Annotated in this window: 19 protein-coding genes; 7 read left to right on the top strand and 12 right to left on the bottom strand. The window is 66.1% G+C overall.

The window, feature by feature from the left end:
• From LLJ08_RS00185 to pbpG, 7 genes are all read right to left on the bottom strand, one after another.
• Window positions 1–186, bottom strand: a complete 186-nt coding sequence (locus LLJ08_RS00185; RefSeq protein ID WP_228207901.1) for a hypothetical protein — start codon at window positions 184–186, stop codon at window positions 1–3.
• 105 nt (window positions 187–291) lie between these two features.
• Window positions 292–897, bottom strand: a complete 606-nt coding sequence (locus LLJ08_RS00180; RefSeq protein ID WP_419585751.1) for an eCIS core domain-containing protein — start codon at window positions 895–897, stop codon at window positions 292–294.
• A gap of 79 nt (window positions 898–976) precedes the next feature.
• Window positions 977–3046, bottom strand: a complete 2070-nt coding sequence (gene treS / locus LLJ08_RS00175) for a maltose alpha-D-glucosyltransferase (RefSeq protein ID WP_228207900.1) — start codon at window positions 3044–3046, stop codon at window positions 977–979.
• 57 nt (window positions 3047–3103) lie between these two features.
• Window positions 3104–4660: a PepSY domain-containing protein gene (locus LLJ08_RS00170; protein WP_228207899.1), complete on the bottom strand. Its 1557-nt coding sequence runs from the start codon at window positions 4658–4660 to the stop codon at window positions 3104–3106.
• Window positions 4661–4665: 5 nt separating this feature from the next.
• Window positions 4666–6714 (bottom strand): TonB-dependent receptor, encoded by a 2049-nt coding sequence (locus LLJ08_RS00165; RefSeq protein ID WP_228207898.1) that lies wholly within the window; start codon window positions 6712–6714, stop codon window positions 4666–4668.
• A 120-nt stretch (window positions 6715–6834) separates the two neighbouring features.
• The gene (locus tag LLJ08_RS00160; protein WP_046621973.1) at window positions 6835–7227 is read right to left on the bottom strand and encodes a DUF2946 family protein; all 393 of its coding nucleotides are present in this window, start codon (window positions 7225–7227) and stop codon (window positions 6835–6837) included.
• 154 nt (window positions 7228–7381) lie between these two features.
• Window positions 7382–8323: a D-alanyl-D-alanine endopeptidase gene (pbpG, locus tag LLJ08_RS00155; protein ID WP_228207897.1), complete on the bottom strand. Its 942-nt coding sequence runs from the start codon at window positions 8321–8323 to the stop codon at window positions 7382–7384.
• A gap of 234 nt (window positions 8324–8557) precedes the next feature.
• Between pbpG and LLJ08_RS00150 the strand changes: the two genes are divergently transcribed.
• Together LLJ08_RS00150 and LLJ08_RS00145 are read left to right on the top strand one after the other, a co-directional pair.
• Complete coding sequence (locus LLJ08_RS00150) at window positions 8558–8866, top strand: ElaB/YgaM/YqjD family protein (RefSeq protein WP_003282345.1); 309 nt, start codon at window positions 8558–8560, stop codon at window positions 8864–8866.
• 12 nt (window positions 8867–8878) lie between these two features.
• A complete protein-coding gene (locus tag LLJ08_RS00145) occupies window positions 8879–9490 on the top strand; it encodes an NAD(P)-dependent oxidoreductase (protein WP_042925902.1) in 612 nt (203 codons plus the stop codon).
• On the opposite strand, the gene aroE is transcribed toward LLJ08_RS00145, so the two are convergent.
• The gene (aroE, locus tag LLJ08_RS00140; protein WP_014818513.1) at window positions 9487–10299 is read right to left on the bottom strand and encodes a shikimate dehydrogenase; all 813 of its coding nucleotides are present in this window, start codon (window positions 10297–10299) and stop codon (window positions 9487–9489) included. The genes LLJ08_RS00145 and aroE overlap by 4 nt on opposite strands.
• A 42-nt stretch (window positions 10300–10341) precedes the next feature.
• Window positions 10342–11259, bottom strand: coding sequence for an oxygen-dependent coproporphyrinogen oxidase (hemF, locus tag LLJ08_RS00135; protein WP_041013095.1), 918 nt, complete (start codon window positions 11257–11259; stop codon window positions 10342–10344).
• 152 nt (window positions 11260–11411) lie between these two features.
• Here hemF and LLJ08_RS00130 point away from each other — a divergent pair, with 152 nt between their 5' ends.
• The gene (locus LLJ08_RS00130; protein ID WP_228207896.1) at window positions 11412–12389 is read left to right on the top strand and encodes an NADPH:quinone reductase; all 978 of its coding nucleotides are present in this window, start codon (window positions 11412–11414) and stop codon (window positions 12387–12389) included.
• Window positions 12390–12443: 54 nt separating this feature from the next.
• On the opposite strand, the gene tsaC is transcribed toward LLJ08_RS00130, so the two are convergent.
• From tsaC to LLJ08_RS00115, 3 genes are all read right to left on the bottom strand, one after another.
• Window positions 12444–13001 (bottom strand): L-threonylcarbamoyladenylate synthase type 1 TsaC, encoded by a 558-nt coding sequence (gene tsaC, locus LLJ08_RS00125; protein ID WP_228207895.1) that lies wholly within the window; start codon window positions 12999–13001, stop codon window positions 12444–12446.
• A 176-nt stretch (window positions 13002–13177) separates the two neighbouring features.
• Complete coding sequence (gene dprA / locus LLJ08_RS00120; protein ID WP_228207894.1) at window positions 13178–14275, bottom strand: DNA-processing protein DprA; 1098 nt, start codon at window positions 14273–14275, stop codon at window positions 13178–13180.
• Between the two features lie 86 nt (window positions 14276–14361).
• Window positions 14362–15387, bottom strand: a complete 1026-nt coding sequence (locus tag LLJ08_RS00115) for a LysM peptidoglycan-binding domain-containing protein (RefSeq protein ID WP_014818508.1) — start codon at window positions 15385–15387, stop codon at window positions 14362–14364.
• A gap of 148 nt (window positions 15388–15535) precedes the next feature.
• Between LLJ08_RS00115 and def the strand changes: the two genes are divergently transcribed.
• The 4 genes from def (at window position 15536) to trkA (ending at window position 19810) form a co-directional block, all read left to right on the top strand.
• Window positions 15536–16042 carry a peptide deformylase gene (gene def / locus LLJ08_RS00110; protein ID WP_014818507.1) on the top strand — a complete coding sequence of 169 codons (507 nt, stop codon included), beginning with the start codon at window positions 15536–15538 and terminating at the stop codon, window positions 16040–16042.
• Between the two features lie 55 nt (window positions 16043–16097).
• A complete protein-coding gene (gene fmt / locus LLJ08_RS00105) occupies window positions 16098–17042 on the top strand; it encodes a methionyl-tRNA formyltransferase (protein WP_228207893.1) in 945 nt (314 codons plus the stop codon).
• Window positions 17039–18361, top strand: a complete 1323-nt coding sequence (gene rsmB / locus LLJ08_RS00100) for a 16S rRNA (cytosine(967)-C(5))-methyltransferase RsmB (protein ID WP_104098671.1) — start codon at window positions 17039–17041, stop codon at window positions 18359–18361. The genes fmt and rsmB overlap by 4 nt, the downstream gene beginning before the upstream one ends.
• A 75-nt stretch (window positions 18362–18436) precedes the next feature.
• Window positions 18437–19810, top strand: a complete 1374-nt coding sequence (trkA, locus tag LLJ08_RS00095) for a Trk system potassium transporter TrkA (RefSeq protein WP_014818504.1) — start codon at window positions 18437–18439, stop codon at window positions 19808–19810.
• Window positions 19811–20094: the final 284 nt, after the last annotated feature.

The raw sequence follows: 20094 nt of genomic DNA, 5'->3' as shown, positions 1-20094 counted from the left end.
TCAGGCGTCGGGCTCCAGCTGCTGGCGGTCACTGATGCTGACCGCCAGCTGCGCGGCTTCGATGTCGTCGGTCAGGTAGCGGCTGTTGCCATCGGCATCGGTGACCCGATAGACCATGGCGATATCCGGGTGGCGCAGATGCTCGGGAATGTCGTCGCCTTCGAGCTTGGTCACGGTCACACTCATGGCTCGGCTCCTGTTGGCGGTGTCTGTCAGGCATGTGACTGCGCCGCGGCCGATCCGATCCGCTGAAACCGGGCGCCGAGCATCCGCTGCGACGCGAGCGACCGCTCAGGGTCGCGCATCCAGTGCCTTTTCCACCTCGATTTCCAGCGCATAGGCCGGCTGTTCCACGGCGCGATGATCCAGCGTGTAGCGTCGGGCGAACTCGGCGACGCCCCAATCCAGATACTGTTCGACGTGCTTGAGCTCATGGGCCCAGAGCGCGACGTTGTCCTGCGCATCGCCGGCGTGGCGGAAGACGATGACGTCGATCAGGGTCACGGCGTTCACGTCCGGATTACGCAGCAGGGTGTTGCCGGCATTCAGCGCCACCTCGTCGCCGACGCGGTAGTGCGCGCTTTCCAGCACGGCCAACTCGAAGAAGGGTTCGAGCTGCGAGCGGATATGCAGCGGCATCGGCTCGACGCCGCCGGCCACCAGGCGATCCCGCGATTGCTGAATCCAGTTCTGCAGCGCCAGCGCGGCCATGCGCTGCACGCGGTCGTAGACGGCCTGGGTGTCGCTTGCCGAGCCGGGCACGCAGAGGCAGCTGCCGCTCAGGCAGATCGGCTGCTGGCCGGGCGGGCAGGCCGTCTGTGCCAGAGCCGGAATGCCGGCCCACACCACGCATGCGAGCAGCAGCGAGAGGCGGCGAAGAAGCGGGGTGAACGACACGCGAAGTCCTCGAAGGCGAGGGCGAGCCCCGGGCCGGTGCGCACTATAGCCGTGCGCCCGGGGCTCGCGAAGAGGGCCTTCAGATCACCGGCGATGCGGCGCTCACCACGCGCAGGGCCAGGCCTTCGTAGGGGTCGAGGTTGAAGGTCAGCTCGCAGTTCTCGGTGAGGTCACCTTCCACGCGCTCGTGGATGATGTCTACCACCGGGCCGGGCGCCACGCCGGGCAGACAGACGGTTTCGCTGATGGTCTCGGCGCTGAAGTTCAGTGCGGTGATCTGTACGCCTTTGCCGGCCGGCAGCTCGTGAACCATGATCAGCAGCCCCGGCGCCTGCACATCGGGAATCAGGATCTGCTTGCTCGCGGCGATGTCGTAGGCCTGACGCACGCTGAGGATGCGTTTGAGCTGGCAGGCGAAGGAGCCGCCGTGCTGCAGCTGCTCGGCCAGGCTGCCGTACAAGGCGCGGGCTTTCGGCAAACCTTCGGCGGACGTCGACGCCTCGGGTGCCAGGTCCGCCAGGTCATAGCCGCCGCGGTTGATCCAACGGGTATCGCCGTCGCCCATCAGGTGCTCGACCTGCTCGGGCGCCAGCGGCAGGGCGCCGACCAGATCCCAGCCGGATAGGGCGAACACGCCGGGCTGCATGGCATTGAACATCACCAGCAGGATATGCAGGCGCTGGATCTGCTCCACTTCAGCCGGGCCGATGGCGTCCAGATCGCGGATATTCAGCGCCGCCGCGATCACGCTGGCGGTGGTGCAGGCCACGCCGTTGGTGACGAACTTGAGGTTGTAGGGCGCATGCTCGCCGGTCAGCCGTTCGTACAGCTCCTCGCGGATCAGCTCGCGCAGGTGTCCGCCGGGCAGCGTCTGGCCCTTGTAGTGGTAGTGGTCGTAGGCGTGCAGCGTCCAGAAATGCACCAGTTCCAGGGTCAGCTCGTCGTGGTTCTGCAGTGCATGGATCAGCGAGGCCGGGTCGATGCCGAAGGCGTGCACCTCGCGCAGCATCATGCGCAGGAACTCGGTGTCGCCGGTCACCAGCGCGTGGTGATAGGCCGGACGGGTGATGAAGTCGTAGGACAGGTCGGCGCCGCCGTGGGACATGGCGGCGATGTCGTCGATGGTCAGGTTCAGCTCCTGGAAGCTGAAGCCACCGGCCTTGCGAATCGCGCCAGCGAGCAGCTGGTTGCCGGTGACCGACAGCGGATGGCCCTCGGACCAGGCGGTGCCATCGGCCCTTCGCTCGACACCGAGAAAGCCGTTGGCATCCAGGCGCAGCATGCGGGCGCCGGCCACATCGATGGCATGCAGAGCATCGCCAATGATCAGCTGCTGGGCAGCAAAGGTCGGATCGAGCCAGTTCAGCGACGGCTGGCCTTCCTTGAAGTAGTGCAGGTAGACCCAGCGCCTGACCTTGCCGTCGACCCCGGTGACTTCCCCGGTGACGCTCCAGTCGGTGTCCTTGATGCCGGGCTCGAAGAAGATCACCCGCTGCAACTGGCCGACGATGTAGTGCTTTTCATGCAGGCGGTCGACCACCGGCGGTTCGAGGTTGACCGAATCGCGTCCCGGCGGTACCTCGGGCAGCAGCTCCCAGTCCTCCTCGCGGATCTCCACCATGTGGTACAGCCCCGGGTAGTCGCCGTAGGCCATTTCCGCGAGGCGGAAGTCGGCGCCCTTGCCGGTGTGCGCCGGGACGATGTCGTCGATGACGATGGCGTTGTGCGCGGCGGCGACCCGGCTGAGCTGCAGCATCTGCTCTTCGGTGCCCAGCTTCGGGTCGATATCGAAGCTGATGCGGTCGAAGTTGCCATCGATGGTCGGCGTGAACTCGCGTCCGCTCAAACCACCAGAGCGCTTCATCGGGCCGTTATGGATACCTTGCACACCCAGCTCGGAGAGCGCGCTCCACAGGCGGTCGTTACCCAGCGCTTCGAGCACTGTACCGCCCTCGGGGGTGATGATGGCTGCCGGGTAGGCGGTGAACCACACCGAGCCGATGGCGCTGGCATCGCGCGGCCGCGCCTGGGCGTAGGGCCGCTGCCAGAGCCGCGCCTGGCCGGCATAGAGGCGCGACCGCTCGCGCGCCGCGTGCAACATGGACTGGTCCACCAGCCACTGGATATAGCTATCGTCTGGGGTGCTCATTCGACGTCGGTTCCCGCTGTGCTAAGGGAAATGTAGTCGTTTGAGTCGGGTGTTCCGTCATCGTTGCATCGAATCGTCCGCCGAAGTTGCCTGGGCCAGCCGCGACGACCGGGCATCCGGCGCGGTCCGTGGCCTGACGCGTCGTGGCCGACCACGCAGGCGGCGCCAGCCCAGCAGCACGCCACTGACGGCGATCGCCAGCATGCCGGCGCTGAATGCCAGCAGCAGGCCGTCACGCAGCAGCGGCCGTTGCAGCAAGGGCAGCCAGTCCCAGCTGTGCAGCAGCTTGAACACCCAGCGCACGGCACGCCGGCGCTGGTCCAGCTGTTCGATGACGGTGCCGCTGTACGGGTCGAGATGCAGCCAGGTCGCCGCCGGATCGTCGAAACGCACCCGCAGCATCGGCAGCCGTCGCGGTAGATGGCTGTAGAGGCTCGGTTCGCGGCGGGCGTAGTAGTGGAAGTCTTCCTGTTCCAGCCATTCGAAGCGCAGCTGCTGTTCGGGCCAGGCCTGGCGGACCTCGCGTTCCAGCAGGGCGCGCTCAAGGCGTTCCTGTGCCGGCTCGGAATGGGTGGCGGGCTGAATGCGTGTTTCACCCCCGGCATCGATACCGAGCAGATAGGGCTGATCGCCGAGCACCTGCCACTGCAGCTCCACCGGTTCGATACCAGCCTGGCGGAATCGGGCCAGCGCGGAGGCCAGATCCGTATCCAGCGCCTCAGTGTTTAGCGGCGCTTGCCGCAGCGCGGCGGCATCGATGGTCGAGCGCTTCTCGAACAGCCCCCAGGGCTCCATCGACAGCATGCCGCTGACCAGCCAGACCAGCAGCGCCACGCCGACCAGCAGGCCGCCAACGTGGTGCACGCGGCCAGCGCCAGCCGGGTAGGGCGAGTGCGAGCCGTTGCGGTAACGCCCGGCGAAGCGCCAGCGCAGCAGCCCGATCGCCATGCCCAGCAGCACCAGCACCGCGGCCAGCAGCGCACCGTAGACCAGCGCCACCGACCAGATCGCCTTCGGCATGGCTTCACGTAACGGGTAGAGCCAGTGCAGCCAGGCGCCCAGCAGGTTCCAGGCGCGCTCGTGGGCGGTGGCGTCGCGCACCACCAGCCCGGTATGGCTGGAAACGTACAGCAGGCGACCTTCGGCATCGTCCGCCTGCACGCGATACAGCGGTCGCTCGCGGGCCAGGGCGTGGTTGCGCGTCCAGGCATCCTCCTCGACCTGATCGAGCAAGCGCACCTCGGCGCCGTCCGCGAACTGCCGCGCGCTGGCCAGTGCCTCGGCAGCACCGATGTGCTCGATCCGCCGGCCGCCGCGCGCATCGACCGCCAGCAACGGACCGTCGCCGTAGTCCAGCAGATAGCGCGGCGAGCCTCCGGCACCCGTCAGACGCAGACTGAGCGGCGGGCGCGGGTTTGCGCTGGCGGCAAGCGCTGCGCCCGGTGCGATGCAGCAATCGGCACTCAGCGGCTGCAAGCGCGACAGGTGCTCCTCTGGCGTCAACTTGGGGTAGCCGACGAAGAGCATCACCACGCCGCTGACGATCCAGAGCAGGACAAACAGGCCGAGCCCGATACCCAGCCAGCGGTGCGCGAGATACAGATAGCGCTTCATGCGGCTCAGAAGTCCAGGGTCACGGCGGCATACAGCGAGCGGCCATCACCCGGCGCATGCAGTGTCTCCGCGCCGTCGTACCAGACGTACTCGTAGTAGCGGTCGGTGAGATTCTTCAGCTGCAGGTCGACGGCCAGCTGCTCGGTCAGTTGATAGCTGGCGCCGAGGTTGAACAGCACGTAGCCGCCGTATTTGCCCTGGGTGTTCTCGCGTTCGAGGTAGTAGTCGGTCTGGCCGTTGAGCCAGGCGCTGAGCTGCAGGTCCGGCGTCGCCTGGTAGGTGCTGCCGGCCGAGTACAGCCGCTGCGGCACGTGGTCGATCTGCTGGCCCTGACTGGCCGGCAGGCTCGGATCAGCCTTCTCGATTTCGGAGAACTGCCAGGAGTGCGCCAGCCACAGATTCAGATCGCTGGCGGGGTAGAGGTTGAGCTGGGCGTCGTAGCCCCAGCGGCGCGTCTGCCCGAGGTTTTCCGATTCACCGCTGGGGTCGTTGAGCCGGCGCCGCACCTCGTCCGTGGCCACCTGCTCCCAGTAGGCGATGCGCCCATCGATCCAGTGCGCGGGACTGAACTTGATGCCGGTCTCCCAGCCATCGTTGATCGACGGCGAGAGATCGCTGGTGCGCGGCGGCACCTTGTAGGCGGCCGCGCCGGTGCCGATCTGGAAGGTCCGGCCCCAGTTGCCATACAGGCTCAGCTGCTCGATGGGGGTGTAGATCAGGCTGATCTTCGGCTGCTCGATGCTGCCGTAGTCATTGATCGCGTAATCGTTGCCGCTCAGCTCATCGGTGAAGTCGCCCTCGATGCGGTCGACGCGAAACGCCGGGATGATCTTCAGCGACTCGACCGGCTGGATCACCGCCTGCAGGTAGGCGCCGTAGCTGTCGTAGTCGAAGCGCTGGTCGCGGGTCTGGGTCACGACCTGGCGCTCGACGGTGGTGTAGCGCTCGCTGCGGTTGCGCTGCTGCTCGGTGTCCAGGCCGCCTTCGATGGCCAGGTCATGCAGCCAGGACACGTCCGGGCGATAGGTCAGCGAGGTCCGCGCGCCGTAGTGCTTCTCCTCGCTGGTACGCCGCTGCTGTGGCGCCGATTGCGAGAAACGCACCCAGCGGTCGTCGTCCAGGGTGTTCAGCCAGACCTTGGTCGCCCAGCTGAGATCACTGGCCAGCTGGCTGTCCAGATGCAGGCTGAGCTGATTCATGCGCCGCTCGCCCATGTCGCTGGATGACAGCGCGTAGGACTGACGGGGCGAGTGCCGCGCGTCCTCGCGCGACAGGTAACCCGGCTCGTCGGCCTCGGCCTCGTAGTGCCGGGCGATCAGGCCAAGGCGCCAGTTGCCGGCGTCCGGCGTGTAGAACCATTTGCCGGACAGGCTGGTGCGCTCGCTGCCGGCATGGTCGCGGTAGCCATCGCTCTTCTGCTGACCGATGAAGTAGTTCTGCGTCCAGTTGCCGCTTTCGATGCCCTTGGCCAGCTGCAGCTCCTGGGTGTCGTAGCTGCCGTAGCGCAGCCGCGCCTTGCCGTAATCGCCGCCGATGCGCGACTGCACGGCGACGTTGCCGGCGATGTTGTACAGGCCGTAGCGCGGGTCGTTGGTGCCACGCACCACCTCGATGCCGTCGATCTCCAGCGGAAACAGCATGTCCAGATAGGGCATGTTGCCGTCGTTGCTGTTGCTCGGGATGCCGTCGATCAGCAGCTTGACCGCGTTGACTTCACCTTCGCCGTTGAAGCCGCGAAAGGACAGCTTGCCGGAGCTGGTGCCCTGGCCGAACTCGGTGAGCATCACCCCCGGCGTGCGACGAAACAGCTCCCAGCTGTAGAGCACCGGCTGCTGTTCGAGGATGTCGCCGCCGAGCAGATCGACCGAGCTGATCACGCTGCTGGTCGGCAGACCACCACCCGACTGGGTGGCGGTGACGGTGCTGCTGCCCAGCGACAGCGCGGAGGCGGCGCTATCGGCAAGGCTTGCCGGCAGATGGGCAGCGGCCAGCGCCGCAATAACAAGACGAGGCAGCGCAGGGCGCCGCGACAGGTGCGCAGGATGGTCGAGCATCTCGCATGTTCCTTGTGCAACAGACAGGGCCGCACGGCGAATGGCCGCAGGCAAACGCCAGCACCACCGTGGTCGGTGCAGGCAATTCAGGCGAAGCAACGGAGGGTGACGCCAGCGGCGTCAGGCGAGGGGTGAGGCGCGCGGGTTGAGGGCTGGCCATTGTTGCCGTGGCGACGGCCGATGGGCGCCTGCTTCGACAGCGAGGACCGGGCCGCCACGAATTTCCTGCGGTAGCAGCGGTGCGGCGCCTGGCAGCGCTGCCAGGCCCATCGAGCCGGCGCAGCAGCAGCACGGCGGCATCCCGCCATGGGTTGCCGGTTCATGCTCGCCATGCTCCGCCGACCCGTGCAGTGCGTGCGACTGCTGCAGCTGTGCCTGCATCAACGGGCAATGTCCGCTCCAGCCGAGCAGCCGCTTGCTCTCTGCCGGCAACAGGCCCGACAGCGGCATGCTCAGCAGATGGATCAGCAGGGCCAGGCTGGCGAGCCAGGCGGGAAGGCGGCGGCGTGTCATCGACGATCCGATCAGGCGCGGGTGCGAATGGCGTTCATGATAGGAACGACTCTCAGCAAAAAGAGTTGAGCAAACTCAAGAATGTTCGCTGATCGTCAGGCCTGCCGGTCAGGTTCGCTGCGCGACGCCATCGTCACGCAGCGAACGGCAGACCTCAGCGGGCGTCGAGCAGTGCCTGCGCCGCGTCGGCGGGTTGCCCGGCCAGCTGCTGGCGCTGCGCCTGCTTCTGCTGCTTGTAGGCCAGTGCCGCGGCGGGTACCGGGGTGACGGTGCCGGTTTCCATCCACTTCTTCAGCCGGTTGGCGTCGGCCATGTGGGTGTACTTGCCGAACGCATCGAGCACCACGAAGGCCACCGGCCGCTGTTTCATGGTGGTGCTCATCACCAGGCAATGCCCGGCGGCATTGGTGAAACCGGTCTTGCTCAACTGGATGTCCCAGTTGTTCTTGCGCACCAGGGCGTTGGTGTTGCGAAAGCCGAGGGTGTAGTTGGGTTTGCGGAAGGCGACGGTCTTCTCGTCGGTGGTGCTGAACTGCTGTATCAGCGCGTACTGGCGGCTGGCGCGGATCAGCTTGACCAGGTCATTGGCACTGGAGACATTGCGTTCGGACAACCCGGTGGGCTCGACATAATGTGTGCGGGTCATGCCCAGCGCCCGCGCCTTGGCGTTCATCGCCTGGATGAAGGCCGAGTAGCCACCCGGATAGTGGTGGGCGAGGCTCGCGGCGGCGCGGTTCTCGGAAGACATCAGGGTCAGCAGCAGCATCTCGCGGCGGCTGATCTCGCTGCCGATACGCACGCGGGAGAACACGCCCTGCATCTCCCTGGCATCGCGGATGGTCACCGGCAGCGCCTGATCCAGCGGCAGCTTGGCGTCCAGCACGACCATGGCGGTCATCAGTTTGGTTACCGAGGCGATCGGCACCACCATGTCTGGATTGCTGGAGTAGAGCACTTCGTTGGTCTTCAGATCGACCAGCAGGGCGCTGCCGGAGGCGAGTTCCTGAACGGCCGGCTTGGCGGCCTGGGCATGGATGGCCGGCAACGAGGCCAGGCAGGCGAACAGCAGATTGGCGAGGGTACGACGAAAGTTCACGATGGGTGTTTCCCCGCGATGGAAGGGCGAAATGCGCTGAATGCGACGTGGTAGACGTTTCGCCAGTATAGGGAATCGCCCGCAGACTCGCCTCTTTCCGATGAGCGGTTCGTCGGAAGAGCAGCGCCAGAGCGGCCGCGTAACGATCCGGCCGATGTTGCGCGCAAAGATCGGGCCGCACCTCTGCCTGTTTTCGGAGTCAAACAACCACACTTACCGAGGGGAGGTCCCACCATGTCCCGTTTCAGCAAAGCCACCACCCGCGAAGAAGTCCAACACGAGATCGACAGCCTGATGCGCGCGCTCGATGAGCTCAAGCACGATGCCGCCCACGACTCGCGCAAGCGCCTGAGCGCACTGCGTTCGCGTGCCGAGTCACTCTGGCACGACAACGACTGGGATGAGCACTATGCCGATATCTCCCGACGCACCCGCGAAGCCAGCCGTGCTGCGCGCGAATGCGCCAAGGAGCATCCGCTGGGTACCCTGGCTCTGGCCGCGGGCGCCTTTGCCGTGATCGGCTATCTGATCACCCGTCGCTGATCGGCAGCCGTCATGCTCAATGCCGAAACGCCACGGTTGAAGTTCGCCCTTTACGGCGCTCACGACGACCTTGGCAGCGCGCTGCTGGTGGAGCTGCTCAGCCGCCAGCATGAGGCCGTGGCATTGCTCGACGACCTCAATTCGATAGCCGCCCGGCCAGGTCTGCGGACCAAGCCGGGCGATCCGTTCGATGCAGTGAGCGTCAGCGAGAGCGTGGCCGGGATGGATGCGGTGGTCTGTCTGTTTCAGACGCCGCGTCTGCCGGGTGCCGATACGGTTACCGGGGAGTCGCCCCAGCGTGATTTCTACCAGGCGGTCGAGGCGCTGTTGCTCGGCCTGGAGCGCGCCAAGGTCGAGCGCCTGCTGCTGATTGCCGATTTTCCGGCGATCGAGCTGCAGCCAGAGGTCGAGGCTGCACTGCAACGACTGGTCAGCCATCCGCTGCGCTGGACGCTGGTAGACGCGCCGTCAGCCGGTAACCAGCTGACCATCGAGGCGCTGGCCGAAGCGGCTGGCAAGGGTGACGCCAATCCCTATCGGGATCTGCAGCGCATCGCCGCCGGCATCGTCGATGAACTGGAAACCCCCCAGCACATTCATCAGCGCATTCACTTCAGCGGCTAGCTAAGCTGCCGACGCAGTTCGGCGAGCACCGGCGCCGTGTCCGGGCGTACGCCGCGCCACAGTTCGAACGCCTCCGCCGCCTGCTCCACCAGCATGCCGAGCCCGTCGCGGGTGTCCGCACCCAGCGCTGCCGCCCACTGGCAGAACGCCGTGGGCCTGGCGGCGTACATCATGTCGTAGCAGAAGCTCTGACCCGGCCGGATCAGGCTGTCGGCCAGCGGTGGCAGTTCGCCGCCGAGGCTGGCCGAGGTGCCATTGATGATCAGGTCAACCGGTTCGGCAAGATCAGCGAAGGTGCTGGCGGACAGCGGCCCCAGTTCGGCGAATTCCTGCACCAGCTGTTCGGCCTTGCTCGGCGTGCGGTTGGCGATGATCAGCGCCGCGGGCTTTTGCGCCAGCAACGGCTCGAGTACGCCACGCACGGCCCCGCCAGCGCCGAGCAGCAAAATGCGCTGGCCCGCCAGCGCCACACCGGCGTTCAGCAGATCGCTTACCAGCCCGGCACCGTCGGTGTTGTCACCGAGCAGGCGCCCGTCTTCGAGCTTCTTCAGGGTATTCACCGCGCCGGCCCGACGGGCGCGCTCGGTGAGTTGATCGGCCATCCCATAGGCCTGTTCCTTGAACGGCACGGTGACGTTGGCGCCCTGGCCATCCCGGAAAAATGCCCGGGCGAACCCCGGAAAGTCGTCCAGCGGCGCCAGCAGTGCCTCGTAGCACAGCGCATGGCCGGTCTGCGCGGCGAACAGGGCGTGAATCTGCGGTGATTTGCTGTGGCCGATGGGGTTGCCGAAGACGCCGTAGCGGTCCATGGGTGAATCCTTGCGGTGTGGGGTGCGGATAGCAGTCGAAGGTCAGGGCTGCTCGGCGAGCCAGTCGCGGTCCTGCAGGAAGTATTCGGTCAGGCGCGCTTCCGGTGTGCCTGGCTCGGGATGCTTGTCATAACCCCAGGCCACTTGCGGCGGCAGCGACATCAGGATGGATTCGGTACGCCCGCCCGATTGCAGGCCGAACAGCGTGCCGCGGTCATAGACCAGGTTGTATTCGACGTAGCGGCCGCGGCGCAGCAGCTGGAACTGCCGCTCGCGCTCACCGAACGGCGTGGCCTTGCGCCGCTGGACGATGGGCAGGTAGGCGTCGAGGTAGGCATCGCCGACCGCACGCATGAAGGCGAAACTGGTGTCGAAATCCCACTGGTTCAGGTCGTCGAAGAACAGCCCGCCGACCCCGCGCGGCTCGTGGCGGTGCTTGATGTGGAAATAGCGATCGCACCATTCCTTGTAGCGCGGATAGACATCCGCACCAAACGGCGCGCAGGCGTCCCGCGCGACCCGGTGCCAGTGCACGCAGTCTTCCTCGGCGCCGTAATAAGGCGTCAGGTCGAAGCCGCCGCCGAACCACCAGACCGGTTCCTCGCCTTCCTTCTCGGCGATGAAGAAGCGCACGTTGGCATGGGACGTGGGCACATACGGATTGTGCGGGTGGATCACCAGCGACACACCAAGCGCCTCGAAGCCACGCCCGGCCAGCTCCGGGCGATGGGCGCTGGCCGACGGCGGCAGGCTGTCGCCGTGGACATGGGAGAAATTCACCCCGCCTTTCTCGATCAGCGCGCCGTTCTCGATCACGCGGGTCCGGCCACCACCGCCGCCGGGCCGCGTCCAGGCGTCCTCGGCGAAGCGCGCGCCGCCGTCTTCGGCCTCCAGCGCAGCGCAGATGCGGTCCTGCAGATCGAGCAGATAGGCTTTGACGGCTTCGGTCCTGTGGTTCACGAAATCACCTTGCGAATGACCGCACGCAGCCCTTGAGGCGCGGCTGGGCGGTGCTTGAAACGGGGTCGGCAGGCAAGCATAGCATTCAGCCGATTGACGAACGCAGCCCCGGCGGGTTGGATAGACGCTCTTTCAATGACCAGGAGCCAGACATGTCCCAGCGCATCCAATTCAGCCAGCACGGCGGTCCCGAAGTCCTGGAACAGGTCGATATGCCGCTCAGCGCGCCGGCTGCAGGCGAAGTGCGGGTGCGCAACCATGCCATCGGCCTGAACTTCATCGACACCTACTTCCGCGGCGGTCTGTATCAGCCGCCGAGCCTGCCATCCGGGCTTGGCACCGAGGGTGCCGGTGTGGTCGATGCGGTGGGTGAGGGTGTGCAGCACCTGCAGCCGGGCGACCGGGTCGCCTATGCCACCGGCCCGCTCGGCGCCTACGCCGACTATCACACGCTGCCGGCACGCCATCTGGTCAAACTGCCGGACTCCATCAGCTTCGAGCAGGCTGCCGCGGTGATGCTCAAGGGCCTCACCTGCCAGTACCTGCTGCGCCAGACCCACTCGCTGCAGGCCGGCGAGACGGTGCTGTTCCATGCCGCCGCCGGCGGTGTCGGATCGATCGCCTGTCAGTGGGCGCGCGCACTCGGCGCACAGTTGATCGGGGTGGTGGGCTCGGCGGAAAAGGCCGAGCGAGCCAAGGCCCTGGGCGCCTGGGCCACCATCGATCGTACCCGCGAGCACGTGGTGCAGCGCGTGCTGGAGCTGACCGAAGGCAGGAAGTGCCCGGTGGTCTACGACTCGGTGGGCAAGAGCAGCTGGGAAATCTCGCTGGACTGCGTCGCCCCGCGCGGCCTGCTGGTCAGCTTCGGCAACGCCTCCGGGGCAGTCACGGGGGTGAACCTGGGTGTGCTGGCGCAGAAGGGCTCGCTGTTCGTCACTCGGCCAACTCTGGCCGGTTACGCCGACACGCCGGAACGTCTGCAGGCCATGGCCGATGAATTGTTCGAGATGATCGGCAGCGGCAAGATCCAGGTCGAGATCGGCCAGCGCTACCCCCTCAGCGAAGCGGCTGAAGCCCAGCGCAAACTGGCGGCTGGGGAAACCACCGGATCGACCATTCTGCTGCCCTGACGCCGCCGCGGCTGCCTTTATAGAGGCAGCCGCACAGTGTGTTTCACCGCCGGCTCAGGCCGGACGAATCACTTCGCCCGTGCGCAGATCGCGAATGACACTGGGGTTACGTCGCCCACCCAGCTGGCCGGTGAACACGGCATCGAGCTCACGCGGGAAATACTGCTCGACCCGCAGCCGCGAACGCGCTGCTGGACGGCCGGCAGGGTTGGCGGACGTCGAGACCAGCGGGCCGGTCAACGCACACAGCCGCGTGACCAGTGGATGATCGGTCACCCGCAGCGCGACGCTGTCGTGCCGCCCGGTGATCCACTCCGGCAAGCGACCGCGATGCGGCACCAACCAGGTATTCGGCCCCGGCCAGGTAGCAGCCAGGCGGTCGAGCCAGCGCTCGGGCACATCGTCCAGCAGGAAGTCGAACTGCTCGATGCTGTCGGCGATCAGGATCAGGCCCTTCTCCACCGGCCGCTCCTTGAGCGCCAGCAGGCGCAGCACCGCCTCTTCGTCCCATGGGTCGCAACCCACGCCCCAGACCGCTTCGGTCGGGTAGGCGATCACTCCGCCGGCGCGAACCACCCGCGCCACTTGCTGCACACGCCAATCGCCGATCATGCCGACCTCTGCCTGACTGAAAAGCCGGCAGTTTACCCAAGGCATCTGCCGTCGAGCAGGGGGCTGGGCGGCCGATTCGCAACAGCCTGCAACAGACCCTCCGCATTTCGAGCGCGCAAACAACAGGGCGTGAATCGGCAGGCGCACGACAGATCTGCTGTGCGACTCAGCTCCGCCTAGCGCGAGATCACCGTCCAGAAGCCGTTGTCGCAGGCCACCAGCCCGTCGACTTCCAGTTCCGTCAGCTGCGCCAGCACCTGCCCCAGCGGCTGATCGAGCGCCATGGCCAGTGCTTCACTGCTGCGCGGCGCGGCCAGCAGTTCGCGTAGCAGGGGGTTGTCCGACTGCTTCGGCGCCGGGCCTTCGCCGTCGGGTAAGTCGACGCGCTGCCAGCCACGCAGGGCTTCGAGCACATCCTCGACCGACTCCACCAGCGCCGCGCCCTGGCGAATCAGCTGATGGCAGCCTCGGGCGCCGGGATGATGGATCGAACCGGGGATCGCGTAGACCTCCCGGCCCTGCTCGGCAGCGAGTCGCGCGGTGATCAGCGAACCGCTCGACGGGCTTGCCTCGACCACCAGCACGCCCAGCGACAGGCCACTGATGATGCGATTGCGCCGCGGAAAGTTGCTCGCCTGCGGTGGGCAGTCCAGTGGCAGCTCGGACACCAGCGCACCGCCTTCGTCGACGATCTGCTGGGCGAGGCCGACGTGACGCTGCGGATACAGCCGTTCGAGACCGGTACCGAGCACCGCGACGGTCTTGCCGCCGGCGTCCAGCGCGCCCTGATGCGCCGCACCATCAATGCCCAGCGCCAGCCCGCTGGTGATGACGAAGCCGGCACCGGCCAGGCTGCGGGAGAACGCTCGGGCATTGTCCAGGCCATTGCGCGAGGCGCGGCGGCTGCCGACCATCGCCAGCTGGGGTCGCTCGAGCAAGCCGGGATCGCCGGAAATGAACAGTAGCGGTGGCGCATCCGGCAGTTCAGCCAGCAAGGCGGGGTAGTTCGGGTCGTCCCAGCAGAGCAGATGCCGGTCCGGCTGCTCCAGCCAGGCAAGGGCGGCACTGGCACGCTCGCGGATGTCGGCGCTGCGTCGTGGCTCGGCACAACTGGCCGGCAATCCCAGCGACCGCCAGGCACTGGCCGGCGCGCTCAACGCCGACGCGGCATAGGGAAAGGCGCTCAGCAACTTGCGCAGGCGGCGTGGGCCGAGTTCGGGCAATAGATGCAGACGCAGCCGGGCTTCCAGCTCGGCAGGGGAAATGGCAGGCATGGCGAACACTCCTTGTCTCTTTGCACCGCATCCGTGCGGTGTTGTCGCAGCATGAAAAAGCCCCGCATTCGCGGGGCTCTCTTGTTTCAGGGGTTACGGACCTTGTCGCTCACCGCCAGTGAGCGGGTGGCCTGCAGTATCAGGCCGTAGCTGAGCTTGTCGTAGGTGCGGAACACCATCAGCAGGCCGGAACGCTCGTCCGGAATCTTCACGTTCTCACCCGTCACGCGGTCACGTACGGTTTCGCCGGTCTTGTAGACCGCCAGCACGTTGCCGTCCTTCAGACCGTCGCGAGCGCCCTTGTTCAGGGTGACCACGTCAAACTGGCCGATCTGGGTAACGCCGCGCGGTACATCGAGAATCACACCGTCCACCTCCGTCGCAGGCGAGCTGGGCATGAACGTCGAGTTGACCGCACGCTCCTCGCTGGCGAACAGACGATCGCCGATGCGGGCTTCCTGGGTGGTACGGGTCAGGTGCATGGTGGCGATATCGCCTTCGACTTCGACGATGTCCACGGTGCCGATGTCATCGGCGTTGATACCGAGAAATTCGCCGGTTTCCGGATCGACGTAGGTCTTGCCCTGGCGGAAGATGCCGTAGGCCGGCATGTCTTCTTCGAAGCTGCCGCGGCCGTAGATGCGGTCGCCCGCGCCGCTGACCACCCGCTCGGCGTTACCGGCGACGATGTAGGGCGCACCCTGGAACTGCTCAGCGGTGTCGATGATGCGGTTGCTCAGCAGGAAGCTGTTGATCGCTTCCAGCGGAATGGTCGGGATGGCTTCGGCCATCGGCGTGGTGCGAACGGTCGGCGACAGTTTGATGGTGCCGCGCGAGGCGCCGCGGTCGAGCACCAGACGCGGCTGGCCGTCGACGTAGACCAGACTCAGGGTGTCACCGGGATAGATCAGATGAGGGTTGGCAATCTGCGGGTTGGCATGCCACAGCTCCGGCCATTTCCACGGCTCGCGGAGGAAGCGGCCGGAAATGTCCCAGAGTGTGTCGCCCTTCACCACCGTATAACGCTCCGGATGGTTGTCCTTGAGCTGCACCGCGGCCTGGGCGAGCCCGCCGACGGCCACCAGCAGCAGGGCGAGTAGTGATTTCCTCATGTGGTGAATCCCTTTATTATGTGCCTTCACGTAAAGCGCCCTAGCGCCGCGGAACCCTTTTGGATCGCGGCATTAAGCCGTTTTCCATGCTGCTCGGCATCTTAGCAGCGGCTTTTGACTTTATTCCATAAGTGCATCACAAACGCATATGGCCATTCTGAACATCCTTGAATTTCCCGATCCGCGGCTGCGCACCATCGCCAAACCGGTGGATGTGGTCGATGACGAGATCCGTCAGCTGATCGACGACATGTTCGAGACCATGTACGAGGCTCCAGGCATCGGCCTGGCCGCGACGCAGGTCAATGTGCACAAGCGCGTGGTGGTGATGGACCTGTCCGAAGACCGGTCCGAGCCGCGAGTCTTCATCAATCCCGAATTCGAATCGCTGACCGACGAAATGGACCAGTACCAGGAAGGCTGCCTGTCGGTACCGGGCTTCTACGAGAACGTCGACCGTCCGCAGAAAGTGCGGATCAAGGCGCTGGATCGTGACGGAAAACCCTACGAGATGGTCGCCGAAGGCCTGCTCGCGGTGTGCATCCAGCACGAATGCGATCACCTCAACGGCAAGCTGTTCGTCGACTACCTCTCCAGCCTCAAGCGCGACCGGATCAAGAAGAAGCTGGAAAAGATCCATCGCCAGCAGGCTTGATCATTCCCGAATCCCGAAGGCTTGCTACGCAAGCCTTTTTTGTTAGCGAGCCCTCATGACCCAGCCTTTGCGCATCGTTTTCGCCGGCACCCCGGAATTCGCCGCTCAGCATCTGCAAGCCCTGCTCGACGCGGGCAAATCGATCGTCGCCGTCTACACCCAGCCGGATCGCCCCGCAGGCCGCGGCCAGAAGCTGATGCCCAGCCCGGTCAAGCAGCTCGCCGTGCAGCACGACATTCCGGTATTCCAGCCGCAGACGCTGCGTGACCCGGCGGCGCAGACGGAATTGGCGGACCTGCAGGCGGACCTGATGGTGGTGGTCGCCTACGGCCTGATCCTGCCTCAAGCGGTGCTCGACCTGCCGCGCCTGGGCTGCATCAACAGCCATGCCTCGCTATTGCCGCGCTGGCGTGGTGCCGCGCCGATCCAACGTGCGATCGAAGCCGGTGACAGCGAATCCGGCGTCACCGTGATGCAGATGGAAGCGGGCCTGGACACCGGTCCGATGCTGCTCAAGGTCAGCACGCCGATCACTGGCGACGACACCGGCGGCACGCTGCACGACCGTCTCGCCATTCTCGGCGCGCAGGCGGTTGTGCAGGCGATCGACGCCCTGGCCGACGGCGCGCTGACAGGGGACGTGCAGGACGATAGCCTCGCCACCTATGCGCACAAGCTGAGCAAGGACGAGGCGCGCATCGACTGGACTCGCCCGGCCGTCGAGCTGGAGCGGCTGATCCGTGCCTTCAACCCCTGGCCGATCTGCCACAGCACGCTGAATGGCGAAACGCTGAAGATTCACGCCGCACGCCTCGGCGAAGGCCAGGGCGAGCCCGGACGCATTCTCGAAGCGAGCAAGGAAGGGCTGACCGTTGCCTGCGCTGAAGGCGCATTGTCGCTGACTCGTCTGCAACTGCCCGGCGGCAAGTCGCTTGGCTTCGGCGACCTGTACAACAGCCGCCGCGAGCAGTTCGCCCCTGGCCTGGTGCTCGGTCAATGAACCCGCGCCTGGCCGCAGCCCGTGCGCTGAGTGTCGTGCTCTCGGGCAAAGCCTCGCTGGGCAGCAGCCTGCCCGAGGTACTCGGCAAGGTGGACGCGCGCGACCGCGGCCTGACCCAGGACCTGGCCTTCGGCACTGCACGCTGGTATCCGCGCCTGGCAGGTTTGGCCGACAAGCTGCTGCAGAAGCCATTCAAGGCTGCCGATCGCGATGTCGAGGCGCTGCTGCTGGTGGGGCTGTACCAGCTGTTCCATACCCGTATTCCGGCCCATGCGGCCATCGGCGAAACCGTCGGCTGCGTCGACAAGCTGAAGAAGCCCTGGGCCAAGGGCCTGCTCAACGCTGTGTTGCGACGCGCCCAGCGTGAGGGCGAAGCGCTGCTGACCGAGCTGGAACACGACCCAGTGATTCGCGTGGCCCATCCGCGCTGGCTGCAGAAGGCGCTCAAGGCGCATTGGCCCGAGCATTGGGAAGCCATCTGCGCGGCCAATAATGCCCATCCGCCGATGATGTTGCGGGTCAATCGCCGCCAGGTCAGCCGCGACGCCTATCTGGCTGAGTTGCAGGCCGCTGGAATCGACGCCCATCCGTGCGAGTTCAGTGAGGACGGCATTCGCCTGGTTGCGCCGTGCGACGTGCATCAGCTGCCGGGCTTTGCCGAAGGGCGGGTCAGCGTGCAGGACGAGGCCGCACAGCTGGCCGCCTCGCTGCTCGACCTGGCGCCGGGACAGCGCGTGCTGGACGCCTGTTGCGCACCGGGTGGCAAGACCTGTCACCTGCTCGAACGCGAGCCGCAATTGGCCGGGCTGATTGCGCTGGATCTGGAACCCAAGCGTCTGGTGCGCGTTCGGGAAAACCTCGAGCGTCTGCATTTACAGGCCGAACTGGTCGCCGACGACGCCCGCGCCACCGAGCGCTGGTGGGACGGCAAGCCGTTCCAGCGCATCCTGCTCGACGCACCCTGTTCGGCCACCGGCGTGATCCGCCGCCATCCGGACATCAAGCTGACGCGCCAGGCCGATGACATCGCCCCCCTTGCCGCGCTGCAGGGCGAGATGCTCGATGCGCTGTGGCCGACCCTGGACGTCGGCGGCATCCTGCTCTATGCCACCTGCTCGGTGCTGCCGACCGAGAACCGCGAGGTGATCGGCGCCTTCCTCGAACGCACGCCCGGCGCGCGCGAATTGGACCTCCCGGGCGGCTTCGGCCTGCAGCAGCCGCATGGTCGCCAGCTGCTGCCGCAGGAGAGCGGCCACGACGGCTTCTACTATGCCAAGCTGATCAAGATCGCGGCGCAGCCACGTGGTGTCAGTGGGTGAGTCGAAATCCCGGCGCAGTGCGCGCGGGCCCAACATGGAAGCGGCGGCAAACATCCGCCTTTCAGGAGTGATCGCGTGAAGATCATCATTCTCGGCGCCGGCCAGGTCGGCGGTACCCTCGCCGAACACCTCGCCAGCGAAGCCAACGACATCACCGTGGTCGACACCGACGGCGACCGCCTGCGCGATCTCGGTGATCGCCTGGACATCCGCACCATTCAGGGCCGCGGCTCGTTTCCCACGGTGCTGCGCCAGGCTGGGGCAGACGACGCCGACATGCTGGTGGCGGTGACCAACAGCGACGAGACCAACATGGTCGCCTGCCAGGTCGCCTACACCCTGTTCCATACGCCGACCAAGATCGCCCGCGTGCGCGAAGCGGCCTACTTGGTGCGCTCCGGTCTGTTCGCCAACGAGGCGATTCCGGTCGACGTGCTGATCAGCCCGGAACAGGTGGTCACCAACTACATCAAGCGCCTGATCGAACATCCCGGCTCGCTGCAGGTAATCGACTTCGCCGAAGGCAAGGCACAGCTGGTGGCGGTGCGCGCCTACTACGGCGGGCCGCTGGTCGGCCAGGAGCTGCGCCAACTGCGCCGTCACATGCCCAACGTCGATACCCGCGTGGCCGCCATCTTCCGTCGCAACCAGGCCATCCTGCCCCGTGGCGACACGGTGATCGAGGCCGATGACGAGGTGTTCTTCATCGCCGCCAGGGGCCATATCCGCGCGGTGATGAGCGAAATGCGCCGGCTCGACGAGAACTACAAGCGCATCGTCATCGCCGGTGGCGGCCACATCGGCGAGCGGCTGGCCGAAGCGATCGAGAGCCGTTACCAGGTGAAGATCATCGAGATGAACCCGGCGCGCTGTCGCTACCTGTCGGACACGCTGGACAGCACGATCATCCTGCAGGGCAGCGCTTCCGACCGCGACCTGCTGGTCGAGGAGAACATCAGCGAGGCGGACGTGTTCCTCGCGCTGACCAACGACGACGAGGCCAACATCATGTCGTCGCTGCTGGCCAAGCGGCTGGGCGCGCGCAAGGTGATGTGCATCATCAACAACCCGGCCTACGTCGATCTGGTTCAGGGTGGCGAGATCGACATCGCCATCAGCCCGCAGCTCGCCACCATCGGTACCCTGCTGACCCACGTACGCCGCGGCGACATCGTCAGCGCCCACTCGCTGCGCCGTGGCGCGGCCGAAGCCATCGAGGTGATCGCCCACGGCGATCCGCGTTCGAGCAAGGTGATCGGGCGCCCCATCGAGCAGATCGCGCTGCCCCCGGGTACCACCATCGGCGCGGTGATTCGCGACGACCAGGTGCTGATCGCCCATGACGACACACGGATCGAGTCCGGCGACCACGTCATCCTGTTCCTCGTCGACAAGAAGCACATTCGCGACGTCGAGCGCCTGTTCCAGGCCGGTCTGACCTTCTTCTAGCGATCATTGCTACTGCATGGACGGCCCGCCACTCGGCGGGCCGTTTCGTTTTTTCAATTACCCACGACTCCCGGCCCGATCAGCTGGAATAGACGGCATTCCCACCGATCGCCTCCATTCGATCCCGATGCCCTCCGATTTCCATTTTATGGCCAGCTTTTGTACCCTCCTGGCTTGCCGCCCGCGCGGCCTGACGATTGAGCCACGCTATCGTCGCTCGGTTTCACCGCACCATTCGTCGTCAGAAGAGTCCCTAAATGAGCTCGAGCAATTGCCCCTCCTAG

The sequence above is a fragment of the Stutzerimonas chloritidismutans genome (genome assembly GCF_020783375.1).
Classification (GTDB): domain Bacteria; phylum Pseudomonadota; class Gammaproteobacteria; order Pseudomonadales; family Pseudomonadaceae; genus Stutzerimonas; species Stutzerimonas kunmingensis.
The sequence above is the reverse complement of the archived record's forward strand: the minus strand, read 5'-3'. Positions and strand labels throughout refer to the sequence as shown.

What these genes read in the sequence shown, in the direction of transcription:
- LLJ08_RS00185 (WP_228207901.1), bottom strand. Translation starts at nt 186, where the DNA reads ATGAGTGTGACCGTGACCAAGCTCGAAGGCGACGACATTCCCGAGCAT.
- treS (WP_228207900.1), bottom strand. Translation starts at nt 3,046, where the DNA reads ATGAGCACCCCAGACGATAGCTATATCCAGTGGCTGGTGGACCAGTCC.
- LLJ08_RS00170 (WP_228207899.1), bottom strand. Translation starts at nt 4,660, where the DNA reads ATGAAGCGCTATCTGTATCTCGCGCACCGCTGGCTGGGTATCGGGCTC.
- LLJ08_RS00165 (WP_228207898.1), bottom strand. Translation starts at nt 6,714, where the DNA reads ATGCTCGACCATCCTGCGCACCTGTCGCGGCGCCCTGCGCTGCCTCGT.
- LLJ08_RS00160 (WP_046621973.1), bottom strand. Translation starts at nt 7,227, where the DNA reads ATGACACGCCGCCGCCTTCCCGCCTGGCTCGCCAGCCTGGCCCTGCTG.
- LLJ08_RS00150 (WP_003282345.1), top strand. Translation starts at nt 8,558, where the DNA reads ATGTCCCGTTTCAGCAAAGCCACCACCCGCGAAGAAGTCCAACACGAG.
- LLJ08_RS00145 (WP_042925902.1), top strand. Translation starts at nt 8,879, where the DNA reads ATGCTCAATGCCGAAACGCCACGGTTGAAGTTCGCCCTTTACGGCGCT.
- aroE (WP_014818513.1), bottom strand. Translation starts at nt 10,299, where the DNA reads ATGGACCGCTACGGCGTCTTCGGCAACCCCATCGGCCACAGCAAATCA.
- LLJ08_RS00130 (WP_228207896.1), top strand. Translation starts at nt 11,412, where the DNA reads ATGTCCCAGCGCATCCAATTCAGCCAGCACGGCGGTCCCGAAGTCCTG.
- tsaC (WP_228207895.1), bottom strand. Translation starts at nt 13,001, where the DNA reads ATGATCGGCGATTGGCGTGTGCAGCAAGTGGCGCGGGTGGTTCGCGCC.
- dprA (WP_228207894.1), bottom strand. Translation starts at nt 14,275, where the DNA reads ATGCCTGCCATTTCCCCTGCCGAGCTGGAAGCCCGGCTGCGTCTGCAT.
- LLJ08_RS00115 (WP_014818508.1), bottom strand. Translation starts at nt 15,387, where the DNA reads ATGAGGAAATCACTACTCGCCCTGCTGCTGGTGGCCGTCGGCGGGCTC.
- def (WP_014818507.1), top strand. Translation starts at nt 15,536, where the DNA reads ATGGCCATTCTGAACATCCTTGAATTTCCCGATCCGCGGCTGCGCACC.
- fmt (WP_228207893.1), top strand. Translation starts at nt 16,098, where the DNA reads ATGACCCAGCCTTTGCGCATCGTTTTCGCCGGCACCCCGGAATTCGCC.
- rsmB (WP_104098671.1), top strand. Translation starts at nt 17,039, where the DNA reads ATGAACCCGCGCCTGGCCGCAGCCCGTGCGCTGAGTGTCGTGCTCTCG.